The organism is Streptomyces sp. NPDC008238, from assembly GCF_042956445.1.
Lineage (GTDB): Bacteria > Actinomycetota > Actinomycetes > Streptomycetales > Streptomycetaceae > Actinacidiphila.
The window spans coordinates 56,801-73,805 of record NZ_JBIBGK010000014.1 but is presented as its reverse complement, the minus strand read 5'-3'; the positions used below and the strand labels follow the sequence as shown (position 1 = coordinate 73,805).

The 17,005-nt window shown below is 72.1% G+C and carries 12 protein-coding genes and 1 pseudogene; 3 read left to right on the top strand and 10 right to left on the bottom strand.

Features of this window, described 5'->3' with window-relative positions; translation table 11 throughout:
- Window positions 1–154: 154 nt before the first annotated feature.
- From ACFZAU_RS25665 to ureA, 6 genes are all read right to left on the bottom strand, one after another.
- Window positions 155–661 carry a hypothetical protein gene (locus ACFZAU_RS25665; protein ID WP_499602251.1) on the bottom strand — a complete coding sequence of 169 codons (507 nt, stop codon included), beginning with the start codon at window positions 659–661 and terminating at the stop codon, window positions 155–157.
- 846 nt (window positions 662–1,507) lie between these two features.
- The gene (gene cimA / locus ACFZAU_RS25660; RefSeq protein ID WP_500554135.1) at window positions 1,508–3,112 is read right to left on the bottom strand and encodes a citramalate synthase; all 1,605 of its coding nucleotides are present in this window, start codon (window positions 3,110–3,112) and stop codon (window positions 1,508–1,510) included.
- A 339-nt stretch (window positions 3,113–3,451) separates the two neighbouring features.
- Window positions 3,452–4,069, bottom strand: a complete 618-nt coding sequence (locus tag ACFZAU_RS25655; protein ID WP_500554134.1) for a TetR/AcrR family transcriptional regulator — start codon at window positions 4,067–4,069, stop codon at window positions 3,452–3,454.
- Between the two features lie 24 nt (window positions 4,070–4,093).
- Entirely contained in the window at window positions 4,094–5,140 is a 1,047-nt protein-coding gene (locus tag ACFZAU_RS25650; RefSeq protein WP_500554133.1) for an agmatine deiminase family protein, read from the bottom strand.
- 14 nt (window positions 5,141–5,154) lie between these two features.
- Entirely contained in the window at window positions 5,155–6,843 is a 1,689-nt protein-coding gene (locus ACFZAU_RS25645) for an urease subunit alpha (RefSeq protein WP_500554132.1), read from the bottom strand.
- Window positions 6,840–7,523, bottom strand: coding sequence for an urease subunit gamma (ureA, locus tag ACFZAU_RS25640; RefSeq protein ID WP_500554131.1), 684 nt, complete (start codon window positions 7,521–7,523; stop codon window positions 6,840–6,842). Before ureA ends, ACFZAU_RS25645 begins: the two co-directional genes overlap by 4 nt.
- 143 nt (window positions 7,524–7,666) lie before the next feature.
- Here ureA and ACFZAU_RS25635 point away from each other — a divergent pair.
- Window positions 7,667–8,404, top strand: a pseudogene (locus ACFZAU_RS25635) (cytosine permease); the annotation flags it as partial.
- A gap of 163 nt (window positions 8,405–8,567) precedes the next feature.
- On the opposite strand, the gene ACFZAU_RS25630 reads toward ACFZAU_RS25635, so the two are convergent.
- Window positions 8,568–9,656: a branched-chain amino acid aminotransferase gene (locus tag ACFZAU_RS25630; protein ID WP_500463170.1), complete on the bottom strand. Its 1,089-nt coding sequence runs from the start codon at window positions 9,654–9,656 to the stop codon at window positions 8,568–8,570.
- Between the two features lie 208 nt (window positions 9,657–9,864).
- On the bottom strand, window positions 9,865–10,902 hold the full coding sequence (locus ACFZAU_RS25625) for a 3-isopropylmalate dehydrogenase (RefSeq protein ID WP_500554130.1): 1,038 nt from the start codon (window positions 10,900–10,902) through the stop codon (window positions 9,865–9,867).
- A 130-nt stretch (window positions 10,903–11,032) separates the two neighbouring features.
- Between ACFZAU_RS25625 and ACFZAU_RS25620 the strand changes: the two genes are divergently transcribed.
- Window positions 11,033–12,640, top strand: coding sequence for a purple acid phosphatase family protein (locus tag ACFZAU_RS25620; RefSeq protein ID WP_500554129.1), 1,608 nt, complete (start codon window positions 11,033–11,035; stop codon window positions 12,638–12,640).
- Between the two features lie 420 nt (window positions 12,641–13,060).
- Here the strand turns inward: ACFZAU_RS25620 and pruA are convergent, their stop codons facing one another.
- A complete protein-coding gene (pruA, locus tag ACFZAU_RS25615) occupies window positions 13,061–14,701 on the bottom strand; it encodes an L-glutamate gamma-semialdehyde dehydrogenase (protein ID WP_500554128.1) in 1,641 nt (546 codons plus the stop codon).
- A 37-nt stretch (window positions 14,702–14,738) separates the two neighbouring features.
- Window positions 14,739–15,668 (bottom strand): proline dehydrogenase family protein, encoded by a 930-nt coding sequence (locus ACFZAU_RS25610; RefSeq protein ID WP_500554127.1) that lies wholly within the window; start codon window positions 15,666–15,668, stop codon window positions 14,739–14,741.
- A 142-nt stretch (window positions 15,669–15,810) separates the two neighbouring features.
- Here ACFZAU_RS25610 and ACFZAU_RS25605 point away from each other — a divergent pair, with 142 nt between their 5' ends.
- Window positions 15,811–16,998, top strand: a complete 1,188-nt coding sequence (locus ACFZAU_RS25605; protein WP_500554126.1) for a PucR family transcriptional regulator — start codon at window positions 15,811–15,813, stop codon at window positions 16,996–16,998.
- The last annotated feature ends 7 nt before the right edge of the window (window positions 16,999–17,005 follow it).

The window sequence follows — 17,005 nt, the reverse complement described above, 5'->3', positions numbered from 1 at the left end:
CCGCGTGCCGTGGAAGTGGAACCGGCACGAACGGCCGCCCGGCGTTGATGACTTCGGCGGGAACGCGGACCTTGTCGCCCGGCTGCGTGCCACGCGGGAGAGGACCGCCCGCGGCCCGGCCGGGACCGGGCCGCGGGCGGCTCACCGAACGGGGTCAGCAGCCGCCGCAGTTGTAGTAGAGGACGTCCCAGTGGTTGCCCTCGTCGGCGTAGACGTTGCCCGAGCCGGAGCGGTACTGGGGGGCGCCGTCACCGCGCAGGCCGATGTAGGTGAAGGCGCTGTGGATGTAGTTGGTGACGCAACTGTTCTTGCCGTAGTCGAGCTTGTAACCGTTCCAGTGCGAGTAGGTGCCGCTCGCGTGACCGGTCTCGGTGCCGCCGGTGATGTTCAGGGCGCATCCGGTGGCGTGCTTCAGGGTCACCGCACCCTGGGCGGTCGGCTGGTTGAGCTGGTCGAAGGACGTGCAGGTCGCGTTGTTGCGGTTGGAACAGCCGCCTGACGAGGACCAGGTGATCCCGGCGTTGCGGAACATCGTGGTGGCCTGGGCATGCGTCAGTTTCGTGACGGCGTAGGCGTCGTGGGACGCGGCGAGACCGACGCCGGGCGCGAACAGCACCCCGAGCGCGAGGACGAGCGCGCTCAGGACGGAGCGGAACTTCATGGGCGATTCCTCCTGCTGGGGACCGTGCTTCCGGTGGGGCGGCGGTGCAGGTGGAGCAGGAGGAGTGTGCCCGGTGTTCTACGCGCGTATGCGCGGCAGTCGGGGCGCACGCACGCGGATTCCGCGGGGCGCTAGTGGGCGCACTTGGCGCTGTAGCCGACGTTGTAGCCGCTGGAGTAGCCCGACTTGTACTTCGCGTTCGTCGTCTCCGGGCTGTAGGAGTCGTAGTACGAGCAGGACTTTCCGTCGAAGCGTCCGTCGAGGAGCCCGGCGCTGTAACCCTGCTGGTACTTCGGGTCGTCCTTGCGGGAGCCTGCTGCGCGGACGCCGTCGCGTGGTGCGCCGTGTCCGCGTGTGCCGTTGCCGGTACCGCCGACGAGAACGCCAGCGCCGCGGCCGCGACGAGGGGGCTTGCCAGCAATGCGATGCTTCGCTTGCCGCGCATGACTTTCTTCTTGCCTGGAATCTGGTACGCGCGGATGGTGCCTCGACCCGGCCGGGGCACATGGAGGACATGCGTACGGGCCGGGGGGCGAAATCTGCAATGCAATGCGCGGGGCACCATGACAGCCGGGCGATTCCGGCTGCGGACGCCATCTGACCTGTGGATCAAGTCATCCCATGTCGATGACGCCGACAATTCGACCGTAACGACACGGGAGCCGGGTGTCCACTCATGGACGCTTGCCCGGCGTGGACGGATCAATCGCGCGGAATTACCCGAGCGGGAATTCCGGTGCCCACGGCAATTATTCCGGCGGGGCAGCCGCGTCGCGTGCCCGGACGTCCTTTCGGCGCGGCGGACGCGGGTGAATGCGCCGCGTCCGCCACTTCGTTCCGCGCCCTTCAGTCGTTCCGGCGCGGCTCCACGCCGGCGCGCAGCAGCCCGTACGCGTACGCGTCCTCCAGGGCCTGCCAGGAGGCGGCGATGACGTTCTCGCCGACGCCGACGGTGGACCACTCGCAACTGCCGTCCGAGGTGGCGACCAGCACCCGCGTGATGGACTCCGTGCCGTGCTTGCCCTCCAGGATGCGCACCTTGTAGTCCACCAGCTCCAGCTTCGCCAGCTGCGGGTAGGTGCGCTCCAGTGCGACGCGCAGCGCGCGGTCGAGCGCGTTGACCGGGCCGTTGCCCTCGGCGGTGGCGACGATGCGCTGGCCGTCGGCCCACACCTTGACCGTCGCCTCGTTGGCGTGGGTGCCGTCGGGGCGGTCCTCGACGATGGCGCGCCAGGACTCGACCCGGAAGTAGTGCAGCGGCCGGCGCTCGACCTCCTCGCGCAGCAGGAGTTCGAAGGAGGCGTCGGCCGCCTCGTAGGTGTAGCCCGCGAGTTCGCGCTCCTTGACCCGCTCGACGACGCGGCCGATCAGCTCGCGGTCGTCGCCGAGGTCGATGCCGAGCTCCTTGCCCTTGAGCTCCACCGAGGCGCGCCCCGCCATGTCGGAGACCAGCATGCGCATGGTGTTGCCGACCAGTTCCGGGTCGATGTGCTGGTAGAGGTCGGGGTCGACCTTGATCGCCGAGGCGTGCAGCCCCGCCTTGTGGGCGAAGGCCGAGATTCCCACGTACGGCTGGTGGGTGGAGGGCGTGAGGTTGACGACCTCGGCGATGGCGTGCGAGATGCGGGTCATCTCGGCGAGGGAACCGGCGGGCAGCACCTTGCGGCCGTACTTGAGCTCCAGGGCCGCCACGACCGGGAAGAGGTTGGCGTTGCCGACCCGCTCACCGTAGCCGTTGGCGGTGCACTGGACGTGGGTGGCCCCGGCGTCGACGGCGGCGAGGGTGTTGGCGACCGCGCAGCCGGTGTCGTCCTGGGCGTGGATCCCCAGGCGGGCGCCGGTGTCGGCGAGCACGGTGCGGACGACGGCGGTGATCTGTGCGGGCAGCATTCCGCCGTTGGTGTCGCAGAGGACCACGACGTCGGCGCCGGCCTCGTGGGCGGCGCGCACGACCTCCTTGGCGTACGCCGGGTTGGCCTTGTAGCCGTCGAAGAAGTGCTCGCAGTCGACGAAGACGCGGCGGCCCTGGGAACGCAGGTGGGAGACGGTGTCCCGGACCATCTCCAAGTTCTCCTCGAGCGTGGTGCGCAGGGCCAGCTCGACGTGCCGGTCGTGGGACTTGGCGACCAGGGTGACGACCGGGGCGCCCGACTCCAGCAGCGCCCTGACCTGGGGGTCCTCGGCGGCGCTGCCGCCGGCCCGGCGCGTGGCGCCGAAGGCCACCAGTTGGGCGTGCTGCAGGTCGAGCTCGTCGGCGGCGCGTGCGAAGAACTCGGTGTCGCGGGGGTTGGCGCCGGGCCAGCCGCCCTCGATGAAGCCCACCCCGAAGTCGTCCAGGTGCCGGGCGATCGTCAGCTTGTCGGCGACGGTGAGGTTGATGCCCTCGCGCTGCGCGCCGTCGCGCAGCGTGGTGTCGAAGACGTGGAAGCTGTCGTCCAGTACGGCCGTCATGGTTCGTTCCAACTCCTGTCGGGTGAGTGGTTCCGGAAGACCGGGCTCCACTTGCCCCCATCATCCCTCGCGCTGCGCCGCACCCGGCGCGGGTGGGCCGGGAAACGAAAAAACCTCTCGCGGGTGCGAGAGGTCTGCGCGCGGGTCTGGGACACGGTGGTCGCTTCCGCGATGGTCTGCGGTGGTGCGATCACTGAGGACCGGCGCGCCTGCTGCCGATAATCATGGCGAACGAGGGCACATCGGCAGTCTGCCACAGGACCCGCGGACGTGGGACACGGTCTCAGGATGCGGGCACCCGCTCGTCGGCGTGCGGAAGAGCGGTGTCCCGGCCGCCCCTCAGCCCGCCGCGGGGGCCGGGGTGAGGGCGTCGTCCAGGAACTCCCGGACGTGCTCCAGGGCCTGCTCGCGGTCCATTCCCGGCAGCCCGATGACCAGGGGCACCCCGAAGCCGTCCAGCAGCGCGCGCAGCCGCACGGTGAAGCGCTCGGGGTCCAGCCGCCGGAAGTCGCCGCGCGAGATGCCCTCGGCGAGCAGGGCGACCAGGTCGCGGTGCCAGACCAGTTCGAGGTCGAGCTGGCGGCGCAGGACGTCCTCGGCGGCCGTCGTCCTGTTCCAGATCTCGGACCAGAGCGTCCAGCGCGGGTCCCGGCGCCCGTCGGGGAGGTAGAGGCCGATCACGGCGTCGAGCCGTTCCCGTGGGGCGCTGGGGCCGCCCAGCACCCGCCGGCGCTCGGCGGCGAGCTGCTCCTCGCTCCATTCGAGGGTCTGCAGCAGCAGCTCGTCCTTGCTGCCGAAGTAGTAGAGGATGTGGCCGCTGCTCATGCCGACCTGCCGGCCGAGACCCGCGATGGTCAGTTCGGCCAGACCGCGCTCGGCGATGGTCGCCATGGCGGCGGCCATCACGTCCTCGCGGGGCTGCTTGAGCCGCCGCCGAGGGCGGGCGGGTCCGGTCACGGTTCCTCCGGGGCGGTGGGACGGTCACACCTGGGGCTGCTGCTGGGTGATGCAATGAATACCACCACCGTGGGCGAAGATCGTACGAGCGTCGACCAGTACGACCTCCCGGTCCGGGAAGAGCCGCTCGAAGACCGCCCTGTTGACCTCGTCCGCCGGGTCGTCGAAGGCGCAGAGGATCACGGCGCCGTTGCAGAGGTAGTGGTTGACGTACGAGTAGTCGACGAGTTCGCCGTCCACCTCCCGGACCTGGGGCGCGGGCAGCTCCACGACCTCCAGCGACCGGCCCCGGGCGTCGGTGGCGGCCCGCAGCAGGGAGGCGACCTCCCGGGAGACGGCGTGGTCGGGGTGAGCCGGGTCCTGCTGGCTGTGGACGACGACCACACCGGGACGCGCGAAGGCCGCCACGATGTCGACGTGGCCGCGGGTGCCGAAGCGGCCGTAGTCGGCGGTGAGGCCGCGGGGCAGCCAGATCGCCTTGCGGGTGCCGAGGAAGGCGTGGACCTCGGCCTCCGCCCGCTCCCTCGTCCACCCCGGGTTGCGGCCCGGATCGAGCTGCACGGTCTCGGTGAGCAGCACGGTGCCCTCGCCGTCGACGTGGAGGCCCCCGCCCTCGTTGACGAAGGACGTGGCGTAGCGGGCGGCGCCGGCCTGCCCGGCGACGAAGGCGCCGATCTCGGCGTCGTGTCCCCAGGCCGCCCACTCCTGGGCGCCCCAGCCGTTGAACGTCCAGTCGGCGGCGGCGAGGCGTCCGCCGCCGGTCAGGAAGGTGGGGCCCATGTCGCGCATCCAGGCGTCGTCCAGCGGCGCCTCGGTGACCGTGACGTCCGCGCCGCCGGCGCCGAGCAGCTCCCTGGCGGCCGCCGCGTCCTCGGGACGGGCCACGACGGTCACCGGCTCGAAGCGGGCGACCGTCCGGGCCACCGCGGCCCAGGCGGCGCGGGACACGGCGAGGTCGTCCGCGCCGTCGAAGGTGACGCTGGGCGACGGCCACGCCATCCAGGTGCGGGTGTGCGGGGCCCACTCGGGCGGCATCGTGTAGCCGTCGGCGGCGGGGGTGGTGGTGGGCATGGTGCCGGTCCTTGTCACAAGAAGTAGAGACGGCTGAGCGACACCCGCTCCGCGGGCTCGGAGCGCAGCGGGTCGCCGTCGAGGGTCACCAGGCCCGTGGTGTCCTCCACGTCGACCTGCCCGGTGCGGGAGTTGAGGACGAGGTCGGCCGGGCCGATGCCGCGGGTGCCGCGCACGGCGACGCGCCGGCGCCGGGTGGGCATCCGGTCGTGCTCCAGTTCCAGTGCGGGGCGGGCGACGAACGCCACGGACAGCTCCGCCGCCGTGGCGCCGTGGGCCCCGAACAGCGGTCCGAGGACAAGGGGTTCGCAGGTGTCGGTGGCCGCGTTGGGATCGCCGGTGACCCCGTAGGCGGGGAAGCCGGACTTGAGCACCATCTGCGGCTTGGCGCCGAAGTACTGCGGCCGCCACAGCACGATGTCGGCGAGCTTGCCGACCTCGATCGAGCCGATCTCGTGGGCGAGGCCGTGGGCGATGGCCGGGTTGATGGTGAGCTTGGCGACGTAGCGCAGCACCCGGGCGTTGTCGTCGTCCGGGCCGTCCCCCTCCAGGGGGCCGCGCTCGGCCTTCATCTTCCCCGCCATGGCGAAGGTGCGGCGCACGGTCTCGCCGGCGCGGCCCATGCCCTGGGCGTCGGAGGAGGTGATGCCGATCGCGCCGAGGTCGTGCAGCACGTCCTCGGCGCCCATCGTGCCGGCGCGGATGCGGTCGCGGGCCATGGCGGCGTCGCCCGGCAGGTCCGGCTTCAGGTCGTGGACGGAGACGATCATCCCGTAGTGCTCGCCGACCGCGTCCCGGCCGAAGGGCAGGGTGGGGTTGGTCGAGGAGCCGATGACGTTGGGGACGCCCGCCATCTTCAGGACGTTGGGGACGTGCCCGCCACCGCAGCCCTCGATGTGGAAGGCGTGGATCGTCCGGCCCTCCAGCACCCGCAGGGTGTCCTCCACCGACAGGCACTCGTTCAGGCCGTCGCTGTGCAGGGCGACCTGGACGTCGTACTCCTCGGCGACCCGCAGCGCGGTGTCCAGGGCCCGGGTGTGGGCGCCCATGTCCTCGTGGACCTTGAAGCCGCAGGCCCCTCCCTCGGCGAGCGCCTCGACCAGTGGCGCCGGGTCGGAGGAGGAACCGCGGCCGAGGAAGCCGATGTTGACGGGCCAGGCGTCGAAGGAGTTGAACGCGTGCCGCAGCGCCCAGGGCGAGTTGACGCCGACGCCCCAGACGGGCCCGAACTCCTGGCCGATGATCGTGGTGACACCGGAGGCGAGCGAGGCCTCCATGATCCGCGGCGAGAGCAGGTGGACGTGGGTGTCCACGGCCCCGGCGGTGGCGATCAGGCCCTCGCCGGAGACGATGGAGGTGCCCGTGCCGACCACGACGTCCACCCCGTCGAGGGTGTCCGGGTTGCCGGCCCTGCCGATGGCGTGGATGCGGCCCTCGCGGATGCCGACGGACACCTTGCGGATGCCGACGGCGGCGTCGATGACCAGGACGTTGCTGATCACCACGTCGCAGGTCTCACGTACGGCGGCGGCCTTGAGGGCCAGCCCGTCGCGGGCGGTCTTGCCGAAGCCGGCGAGGAACTCGTCCCCGGGCCGCTGGGAGTCCGACTCGACGCGGACCACCAGGCCCGAGTCGCCCAGCCGGACCCGGTCCCCGGCGCGCGGTCCGTGGACGGCGGCGTACTCGTACGGGTCGATGGTCATCGCCGCGCCCCCAGGTATCCGCAGGCGGCGGCCCGCCGCAGGGCCTCCGCCTTCGCGCCGGGCGCGTCGAGCGGACCGTCGACGAGCCCGGCGAAGCCGATCACGACGCGGTCCCCGCCGATCGGGACCAGCCCGACCTCCCGCTCCTCCCCGGGACCGAAGCGGACGGAGGAGCCGGCCAGGACGTTCAGCCGCATGCCGTACGCCGCCGAACGGTCGAAGTCCAGCCGGGGGTTGGCCTCGAAGAAGTGGAAGTGCGAGGTCACGCTGACCGGCACCGAGGCGGTGTTGCGCACGGCCACCACCACGTCCGGGGACCGCTCGGGCAGGGCCGGGCCGGGCAGCACGGCGCCGGGCGCCTCCGCCCCCAGCGAGCCCCCGCCGATCGGGTCCGGGACCACGGCCAGCCGCGAGCCGTCGTCGAAGACGGCCTCCACGTGGACCTCGGTGACGACGTCCGCCACGCCGGGCAGCACGTCCTCGGGGCCGAGCACGGCACGGCCGGCCTCGACGGCCTCCGCGAGGCGCGCGCCGTCCCGCGCGGCCTCGCAGACCGCGTCGGCGATCAACGCGGTGGCCTCGGGCACGTTGAGCCGGAGCCCGCGGGCCCGCCGGGCCCGGGCCAGCTCGGCGGCGCCGAACAGCAGCAGCCGGTCGCGCTCGGTCGGGGTGAGCCTCACGCCTCCGCACCTCCCACATCGATCACATGTTAGAGCACCACTCTAAACCTCGCAGTCACCCGTGGGAAGGATTGACCGGGAGCCGACGACCGGAGGAAATTGAGTGACGTTCTAACCATCCGGGCACGGCAAGGGAGCCAGCCATGCAGATCGAACGACGCGGAGTGGACACGGTCCCCGAGGAGGAACGGACGAGTCGCCCGCGCGATCTGGTCAGCATCCTGCTGGGCTCCGACCTCGCGCTGGGCGTGATCGTCTTCGGCTGGCTCCCGGTCTCCTTCGGTCTCGGCTGGTGGGTCTCCTTCACGTCCCTGCTCGTGGGCACCGTGGTCGGCACGGTGCTCGTCGCGCCGCCGGCACTGGTCTCGCTGCGCACCGCCACCAACCTGTCCACCAGCAGCGGGGCCCACTTCGGCGTGCGCGGCAGACTGCTCGGCTCGGTCATCGGGCTGCTGCTGTCGCTGGGCTACACCGCGCTGACCCTGTGGGTCGGCGGCGACGCCGTCGTCGGCTGCCTCCACCGGATCGCCGGGCTCCCGGCCGGCGGCTGGAGCTACGGGGTCGTCTACACGCTGCTCGCGGCCTGCACCGCCACGTCCGCGGTCTTCGGCTACCGCATGCTGCTGCGGCTCAGCCGCGCCCTGTCCACAGGGCTGACGGTGCTGCTGCTCGTCGGGGTCCTCGCGTACGCGGGGAACTTCACCACGGCCGCGCCCGCCGGCACGGGGTACCTGCTCGGCGGCATCTGGCCGACCTGGCTGCTCGCCACGGTCTCGGCCGGCCTGAGCGGACCGATCGCGTTCATCACGCTGCTGGGCGACTACACCCGCTACATATCGCCGCGCCGCTTCTCGGCCGCCGTGTACCTCGTGCTCCACGCGGGCCGCCCGCATCCCGTGCCGCCGACGCGGGCCCCGGAGCGGGTGGCGGTCACCGTGTGAGGCCGGCCCCGCTCCCCCGCCCGGCACCCGCCCCGCGCGCGGACGTCGGCGCGGCGCCGCACGGGCCCTGCCCCGTGCGGTGCCGCGCGGACACGGCGGAGGGTCAGCCGCCCAGGGGGTGCATCCAGCCGTGGGTGTCGGGGGACTGGCCGGTCTGGATGTCGAGCAGCGCCTTGCGCAGCTTCATGGTGACCTCACCGGGCCGGCCGTCGCCGACGGTCCAGTCCGCGCGGGTGGACTTCACGGAACCGACCGGCGTGATGACCGCCGCGGTGCCGCAGGCGAAGACCTCGGTCAGCGATCCGTCCGCGTTGCCGTTCTTCCAGTCGTCCACGGAGATGCGGCCCTCGCTGACCTCGTAGCCGAGGTCGGCGGCGATGCGCAGCAACGAGGCCCGGGTGATGCCGGGGAGGAGGGAGCCGGTGAGCTCGGGGGTGACGATCGTGTTCCCGTACACGAAGTACAGGTTCATGCCGCCCATCTCCTCGATCCAGCGGCGCTCCATCGCGTCGAGCCACACGACCTGGTCGCAGCCGTGCTGGATGGCCTGGGCCTGCGCGACCAGGGACGCGGCGTAGTTGCCGCCCGCCTTCGCGGCGCCGGTGCCACCGGGCGCGGCACGCACGTACTCCTCGGAGAGCCAGACGGAGACGGGCTTGACGCCACCGGGGAAGTAGGCGCCGGCCGGCGAGGCGATGACCATGAACAGGTACTCGTTGGCCGGCTTGACGCCGAGGCCGACCTCGGTGGCGAACATGAACGGACGCAGGTAGAGGGACTGCTCGCCCTGGCTGGGAACCCATGCCTCGTCCTGGGTGACGAGCGCGTCGACCGCGGCGATGAAGGTCTCGACGGGCAGCTCGGGCATGGCCAGACGGCGGGCGGAGGCCTGGAAGCGCTCGGCGTTGGCCTCGGGACGGAAGGTGGCGACCGACCCGTCGGGCTGGCGGTAGGCCTTGAGGCCCTCGAAGATCGTCTGCGCGTAGTGCAGCGTCATGTTCGCGGGGTCGATGGACAGCGGCGCGTACGGGACGAGCTCGGCGTCGTGCCAGCCGCGGCCCTCGGTCCACCGGATCGTCACCATGTGGTCGGTGAAGTGGCGGCCGAACCCGGGGCTCGCGAGGATCGCCTCCCGCTGCGCGTCGGGCAGCGGGCGCGAGGAGGGCTTGAGCTCGATCGTGGGCGTCGTCATGTGTGGTGTCCTTCGCGTCAGGGTCAGGGCGGACCGCACCCGCCGTCCCCAGCTGCCAGGACGTCCGAGTTTCCCCTCGCACAGCGGCCCCACCGCTGATTATCGCAGCGGCGGGGCCGAGGACATACATGCGCGGCCCGAGAGGTCGAGGGCAGTCGTGGAACGGTCGCTGACCGGCCGGGCCGACTGGCGGAGGCTTACCCGGCGGTCAGCCGGCTACTCGCGCGGCGAGCGCGTCACCGATCACGGCGGTGCTGCGCGTCCCGGAGCGCTCGGCGAGGTCCGCGGCGACGGCGGCCTCGATCCGCTCGGCCTCGGCGGTGTAGCCGAGGTGCCGCAGCAGCATGCCGACCGAGAGCACGGTGGCGGTCGGGTCGGCCTTGCCCTGGCCCGCGATGTCCGGCGCGGAGCCGTGCACCGGCTCGAACATCGACGGGAATTCGCCGCCGGGGTTGATGTTGCCGCTGGCGGCGAGGCCGATGCCACCGGTCACGGCGGCGGCCAGGTCGGTGAGGATGTCACCGAAGAGGTTGTCGGTGACGATCACGTCGAACCGCTCGGGCTGGGTGACGAAGAAGATCGTCGCCGCGTCCACGTGCAGGTAGTCGGTGGCGACCTCGGGGTACTCCTCGCCGACCTTGTCGAAGATGTTCTTCCACAGGTGGCCGGCGTGCACGAGGACGTTGTTCTTGTGGACCAGCGTCAGCTTCCTGCGGGGGCGCGCCTGGGCGCGGGCGTAGGCGTCGCGCACCACGCGCTCGATGCCGAACGCCGTGTTGAGGCTGACCTCGGTGGCCACCTCCTGCGGCGTACCGGTGCGCAGGGAACCGCCGTTGCCGACGTACGGGCCCTCGGTGCCCTCGCGGACCACGACGAAGTCGATGTCCGGCTCGCCGGCCAGCGGGCCCTTCACCCCGGGGAAGAGCCGGGAGGGCCGCAGGTTGACGTGGTGGTCGAAGGCGAAGCGGAGCTTCAGCAGCAGCCCGCGCTCCAGGACGCCGGAAGGAACCGACGGATCGCCCACCGCGCCCAGCAGGATCGCGTCGTGCGCCTTGAGCTGCTCCAGCTCCGCGTCCGGCAGGGTCTCACCGGTCTCGTGCCAGCGCTTGGCGCCGAGGCTGTACTCCTTGGTCTCCAGCTTCACGTCCTGCGGAAGGACGGCGGACAGGACCTTCAGGCCCTCGGCCACCACCTCCTGGCCGATTCCGTCACCGGGGATCACTGCGAGACTGATGCTGCGAGACATGGCGAGAACCCTACTCCCCCGTCCATGGAATGACATGTGATGTCCGCATGGCGGACGCGCCGCGTACCCGCCAGGCGCTGTTCACCCGTCTGACCGTGCTGAGTTGGCGGCGGATGGGAATTCCCTGTCCATGGACACTCCACGGATGGGCATCGACGAGCACCTCGCCGGCCGTCTGAGCACGGCGGAGCAGCACGCCTGGCTACGGGAGCGGCACTCCCGCAGACGGGTGGTCCGGGGCGGCGTCGCGGCCGCCGGGATCGTCGCCGGGGCCGGTGTCCTGGGCGCGTCCGCCCACGCCGGCGGGGAGGCCTCCGCGCCGGTGCGCTTCCCGCAGGTGCTCGCCCCGCCGGCCGCCGCCCGCGTGGACGGCGCGCTGGTGGCCCCGTTCGGCCGGCACCTGGCCTTCGGCGGCGACCCCGGTACCCAGATGCGGGTCTCCTGGCAGGTGCCGCTGCCGGTCCGGGGGCCGTTCGTACGGGTGGGCCTGCAGCCCTGGGAGCTCGGGCAGCGGATCGAGGCCGAGGTGCGGCCGCTGCACACGGCCGCGCTCGGCAAGGACCTGCCCCCGGTCGAGCAGTACTACCTGCACGCGGCGCTCGACGGGCTGCAACCGGGCACCACGTACTACTACGGCGTGGGGCACCGGGGCTTCGACCCCGCCACGGCGTCCGCCTACGCCACGATCGGCTCCTTCACCACCGCCCCGGACCCCGCGCAGCGCCGGCCGTTCGTGTTCACGGCCTTCGGCGACCAGGGCGTCAGCTACCACGCGCTGGCCAACGACAGCCTGGTCCTGGCGCAGAACCCCGCCTTCCACCTCCACGCGGGCGACATCTGCTACGCCGACGACTCGGGCCACGGCAAGGCGGACGACACCTTCGACGCGCGCGTGTGGGACCAGTTCCTCGCCCAGACCGAGAGCGTCGCCTCCCGCGTCCCGTGGATGGTCGCGTTCGGCAACCACGACATGGAGGCCTGGTACTCCCCCAACGGCTACGGCGGCCAGGAGGCCCGCTGGACCCTGCCGGGCAACGGCCCCGACCCGGCGCGGATCCCCGGCGCCTACTCGTTCACGTACGGCAACGTGGCCGTCGTGGCGCTGGACGCCAACGACGTGTCGTACGAGATCCCGGCCAACCACGGGATCAGCGGCGGCCGTCAGACCGCCTGGCTGGACCGGCGGCTGGGCGAGCTGCGGGCGCGGCGCGGGGTCGACTTCGTGGTCGTCTTCTTCCACCACTGCGCCTACTCGACCACCAGCGCTCACGCCTCGGAGGGCGGGGTGCGCGAGGCCTGGGTGCCGCTCTTCGAGAAGCACCGGGTCGACCTGGTGGTGAACGGGCACAACCACGTCTACGAGCGCACCGACGCGGTGCGCCGCGACGCGGTGGGCAAGGCCGTCCCCGTCGGGGCGACCACGTACCCCGAGCGGGACGGCATCGTCTACGTCACGGCGGGCGGCGCGGGGAAGAGCCTGTACGCCTTCCCCGTCCCGGACAGTCACGAAGGGCAGGTCAAGGAACTGGACAGCGTGGACACCTACCGCTGGGTGAAGGGCGCCCACAAGGCCGTGGAGACGGTGGAGTGGTCACGCGTCCGCTACACGGGCCACTCGTTCCTGGCCATGGAGTCGCAGCCGGCACCACCCGGCAGGACGGCGCGGCTGGTCGTCTCGGCACTGGCCGAGAACGGCGGACGGATCGATCACTTCACCATCGCGCGCACGGCCAGGTAGGCCAGGCGCCGCAGGCGGCTGATCCGGCGGGGAACGATCAGGCCGCTCATCGCGGCTCGTGACCCGTCGAGCCGCCGTTGTCACGACGGTCCAGGGCGCGCTGGAGGGCTTCGGCGGCGTTCTTGCGGGCGGTCTCGTCCATGGTGAACAGCTCCCGGAGAAGAAGAGGAGGGTTGTGTCGCCATAGAACGGGGCGGGGAGCGGCGCTGCGGGGGGTGACCCCGCGAAGGTGCGCGGCTGACGTCCGCCGGTCGCTGGTGGAGCGAGACGTTCGGCTCCTACAAAGCTAGGACAGCTCCGCCGATCTGTCTCCACAATTACTCGGACTTCCTACTATCTGAGACGGCGAAGGCCCGGCACCCCACGGAATCGGGGGTACCGGGCCCTGCCCCTTGCGGGCTCGTCCGGGTGACGCGGAGGTCAGCCCATGTGCGGGTAGCGGTAGTCGGTCGGGGGCACCAGGGCCTCCTTGATCGACCGGGTCGACGTCCAGCGCATGAGGTTCTGCGCGGCACCCGCCTTGTCGTTGGTGCCGGAGGCGCGGCCGCCGCCGAACGGCTGCTGGCCGACCACGGCGCCGGTGGACTTGTCGTTGATGTAGAAGTTGCCCGCGGCGAAGCGCAGCCGCTCCATGACGTGGGCGACGGCGGCACGGTCACGGGCGACGACCGAGCCGGTCAGCGCGTACGCGGCGACCGATTCCATCTGGGTGAGCATCGCCTCGAAGGCGTCCTCGTCGGCGTCGTCGTAGACGTGGACGCCGAGGACCGGGCCGAAGTACTCCTCGCGGAAGATCTCGTTCTCCGGGTCGGAGGAGACCAGCACGGTCGGCCGGACGAAGTAGCCGACGCTGTCGTCGTAGGTGCCGCCGGCGACGACCTCGACGGTCGGGTCGGACTTGGCGCGGTCGATGGCGGCCTTGTTCTTGGCGAAGGCACGCTCGTCGATCACGGCGCCGATGAAGTTCGACAGGTCGGTGACGTCACCCATGGTCAGGCCGTCGACCTCGGCCGCGAACTCCTCCTTGAAGCCGTTCTCCCACAGGGAGCGCGGGATGTAGGCACGGGAGGTCGCGGAGCACTTCTGGCCCTGGTACTCGAAGGAGCCTCGGGTCAGCGCGGTCTTCAGCACCGCCGGGTCGGCCGAGGGGTGGGCGACGACGAAGTCCTTGCCACCGGTCTCGCCGACGATCCGCGGGTAGGAGCGGTACTTGTCGATGTTGTTGCCGACGGTCCGCCACAGGTGCTGGAAGGTCCGGGTGGAACCGGTGAAGTGGATGCCGGCCAGGTCCGGGTGCTCCAGGGCGACCTCGGAGACCGCGATGCCGTCGCCGGTGACCAGGTTGATGACGCCCTTGGGCAGCCCGGCCTCCTCCAGCAGCTCCATCAGCAGAACGGCGGCGTGCGTCTGGGTCGGGGAGGGCTTCCACACCACGACGTTGCCCATGAGGGCCGGGGCGGTCGGCAGGTTGCCGGCGATCGCGGTGAAGTTGAAGGGCGTGATCGCGTAGACGAAGCCCTCGAGCGGGCGGTGGTCGAGGCGGTTCCAGACGCCCGGGGAGTTGGCGATCGGCTGCTCGGCCAGGATCTGGCGGGCGAAGTGCACGTTGAAGCGCCAGAAGTCGACCAGCTCGCAGGGGCTGTCGATCTCGGCCTGCTGCGCGGTCTTGGACTGGCCGAGCATCGTCGAGGCCGCGATGGTCTCGCGCCAGGGGCCGGCCAGCAGGTCGGCCGCGCGCAGGATGATGGCGGCGCGGTCGTCGAAGGACATGGCCCGCCAGGCCGGGGCGGCGGTCAGCGCGGCGTCGATCGCGTCGCGGGCGTCGTCCTGGGTGGCGTTGGCGTAGGTGCCGAGGCGGGCGCCGTGGTTGTGCGGCTGCACGACGTCGAAGCGCTCGCCGCCGCCCATCCGCCGCACGCCGCCGATGGTCATCGGCAGCTCGACCGGGTTCCCGGCCAGCTCCTTCAGCTTCGCCTCCAGCCGGGCCCGCTCCGGGCTCCCCGGGGCGTAGGAGTGCACCGGCTCGTTCACCGGGGCGGGGACCTGGGTCACAGCGTCCATGGAAGACATCTCCTTGTGTCCTTGAGGGGTCGTGGGCTCAGCGGGTGGGGAGGAAGGACCGCAGGAAGAAGGCCAGGTTCGCCGGCCGCTCCGCGAGACGCCGCATGAAGTACCCGTACCAGTCTGCGCCGTACGGGACGTAGATGCGCATGCGCTCGCCCTCGTCGGCCAGCCGCCGCTGCTCGGCGGTGCGGATGCCGTAGAGCATCTGGAACTCGTACGAGCCCTGCTTGCGGCCGTGGCGGTGGGCGAGGTCCTGGGCGATGGAGATCAGCCGCGGGTCGTGGGAGCCGATCATCGGGTAGCCCTCGCCCGCCATCAGGATCTTCAGGCAGCGCACGTAGGCGCGGTCGACCTCGGCCTTGTCCTGGTGGGCGACCGTGGCGGGCTCCTTGTAGGCGCCCTTGACCAGGCGCACGCGGGAGCCGGCGACGGCCAGGGCGCGGGCGTCCTCCTCGGTGCGGAAGAGGTACGACTGCAGGACGGCGCCGGTGCCGGGGTGGCGCAGCCGCAGGTCGGCGAGGATCGCGAGGGTGGAGTCGACCGTGGTGTGGTCCTCCATGTCGAGCGTGACGGTGGTGCCGATCTCGCTCGCCAGGTCGGCGACGGGGCGGACGTTCTCCAGCGCGATGTCGTGGCCGCCGGCCGGCAGGGCCTGCCCGAACGCCGACAGCTTGACGGAGACCTCGGCGCGGGCGCCCAGTCCCTCGGCCTGGAGGGCCTCCAGCAGCCGCAGGTACGCGTCGCGGGTGGCGAGCGCGGTCGCCTTGTCCGTGACGTCCTCACCCAGGTGGTCGAGCGTGACCTCCAGGCCGGAGGCGGTCAGCGACCGCACGGTGTCCATGGCGGGCACCAGTTCGTCACCCGCGATGAAGCGGTTCACCACGGGACGGGTGATCGGCGCGCCCGCGACGACGCGGCGCATACGGTCGCTGCGCGAGGCGGCGAGCAGCACGGGACCCAGCACGGTCTCCTCCTGGATGAAGGGCTGCCCAGGGGGAAGGCAGCGTCGCCGTGAAATCTAGGATTCACCTACCCCGCCCGCCATCGACAGCTGTCACGCATCCGATCGGCATCCCTCATACAGATGTATGAGGGAGAATGGCGGCGTGCGCGGTGACTACCAGGAGCTGGTCGACGAGGTCTCGGCGCTGCTCGGCGCCCCCGCGACCCTGGAGGACCGCGACTTCCGGCTGATCGCCTTCGGCGCGCACGACAGCGACGACGACGGCGCCATGGACCCGGTGCGCACCCGGTCGATCCTCACCCGCCGTTCCACCGCCGAGGTCCGCTCCTGGTTCGAGCGCTTCGGCATCGCCCGCGCCACGGCCCCGGTCCGCATCCCGGCCGCCCCCGACGCCGGGGTCTTCCGGCCCCGGCTGTGCCTGCCCGTGCGACACGGCGGCGTCGTCCACGGGTACGTCTGGCTGCTGGACACCAGCGGGCACACCGGTGCCCAGCTGGCCGCCGCCATGGCGGTCGCATCCCGGATCGGCGCGCTGCTGGCCGCCGAGTCCCGTGCGGGCGCGGGCGCCGGCCGGGCGCTGGGCGACCTCCTCGGCTCGTCCCCCGGGCCCGGCCGCACGGCCGCCCGCGAGGCGCTGCGCGTCGCACTCGGCCCGGACGCCGACGAGGCCCACGCCGTGGTGTGCGTCCTGCCCTGGCCGGGCGGCGAGGACGGCGAGGCCCCGGGACCGCGCGGCGTGCCGGGCGCCGCCGCGCTGTGCGTGGTGCCGCCCCAGGAGAGCACGGTCGACAAGCACCGGGAGCCCCCGGTCGCGGCGCTCGCCGCGCTGGTCAGGCTGCGCTCGGCGACGATGTCGGGGCCCGCGCTCACCGCCGCCGCACGGCTGATGGAGGGCAACGGCAAGGCGGCGGAGCCGGACGCCAGGGCCGGGATCAGCACCCCGCGCCATGGACTCGCCGAACTGCCCGAGGCATGGCACGAGGCCGTGTCCGCGGCCCGCGCCGCCCGCGCCCAGCCGAGGCTCGGGCGCACCGCGGAGTGGGACGCCATCGGCCCCTACCGGATGCTGGCCGCGCTGCCCTCGGGGGCGGTGGACCCCTCGGTGCGTCCGCTCCTCGACCCCTCGCACGCCGACCTCGCACGTACCGCCGAGGTGTACCTCGACCGTGCGGGTCAGGCCGGGCGCGCCGCCGCGGAGCTCCGGATACACCGGCAGACGCTCTACTACCGGCTGTCCCGCGTCGAGCGGCTGACCGGCCTCGACCTGGACGACGGTGAGGACCGGCTGCTGCTCCACATAGCCCTCAAGACGGCCGGGCTCGGGGGCTGAAGGGACT

Excerpts from the sequence above, each read along its gene's own strand:
- ACFZAU_RS25620 (WP_500554129.1), top strand. The coding sequence starts at position 11,033 with ATGGACACTCCACGGATGGGCATCGACGAGCACCTCGCCGGCCGTCTG.
- ACFZAU_RS25650 (WP_500554133.1), bottom strand. The coding sequence starts at position 5,140 with ATGCCCACCACCACCCCCGCCGCCGACGGCTACACGATGCCGCCCGAG.
- ACFZAU_RS25665 (WP_499602251.1), bottom strand. The coding sequence starts at position 661 with ATGAAGTTCCGCTCCGTCCTGAGCGCGCTCGTCCTCGCGCTCGGGGTG.
- ACFZAU_RS25625 (WP_500554130.1), bottom strand. The coding sequence starts at position 10,902 with ATGTCTCGCAGCATCAGTCTCGCAGTGATCCCCGGTGACGGAATCGGC.
- ACFZAU_RS25630 (WP_500463170.1), bottom strand. The coding sequence starts at position 9,656 with ATGACGACGCCCACGATCGAGCTCAAGCCCTCCTCGCGCCCGCTGCCC.
- pruA (WP_500554128.1), bottom strand. The coding sequence starts at position 14,701 with ATGGACGCTGTGACCCAGGTCCCCGCCCCGGTGAACGAGCCGGTGCAC.
- ACFZAU_RS25645 (WP_500554132.1), bottom strand. The coding sequence starts at position 6,843 with ATGACCATCGACCCGTACGAGTACGCCGCCGTCCACGGACCGCGCGCC.
- cimA (WP_500554135.1), bottom strand. The coding sequence starts at position 3,112 with ATGACGGCCGTACTGGACGACAGCTTCCACGTCTTCGACACCACGCTG.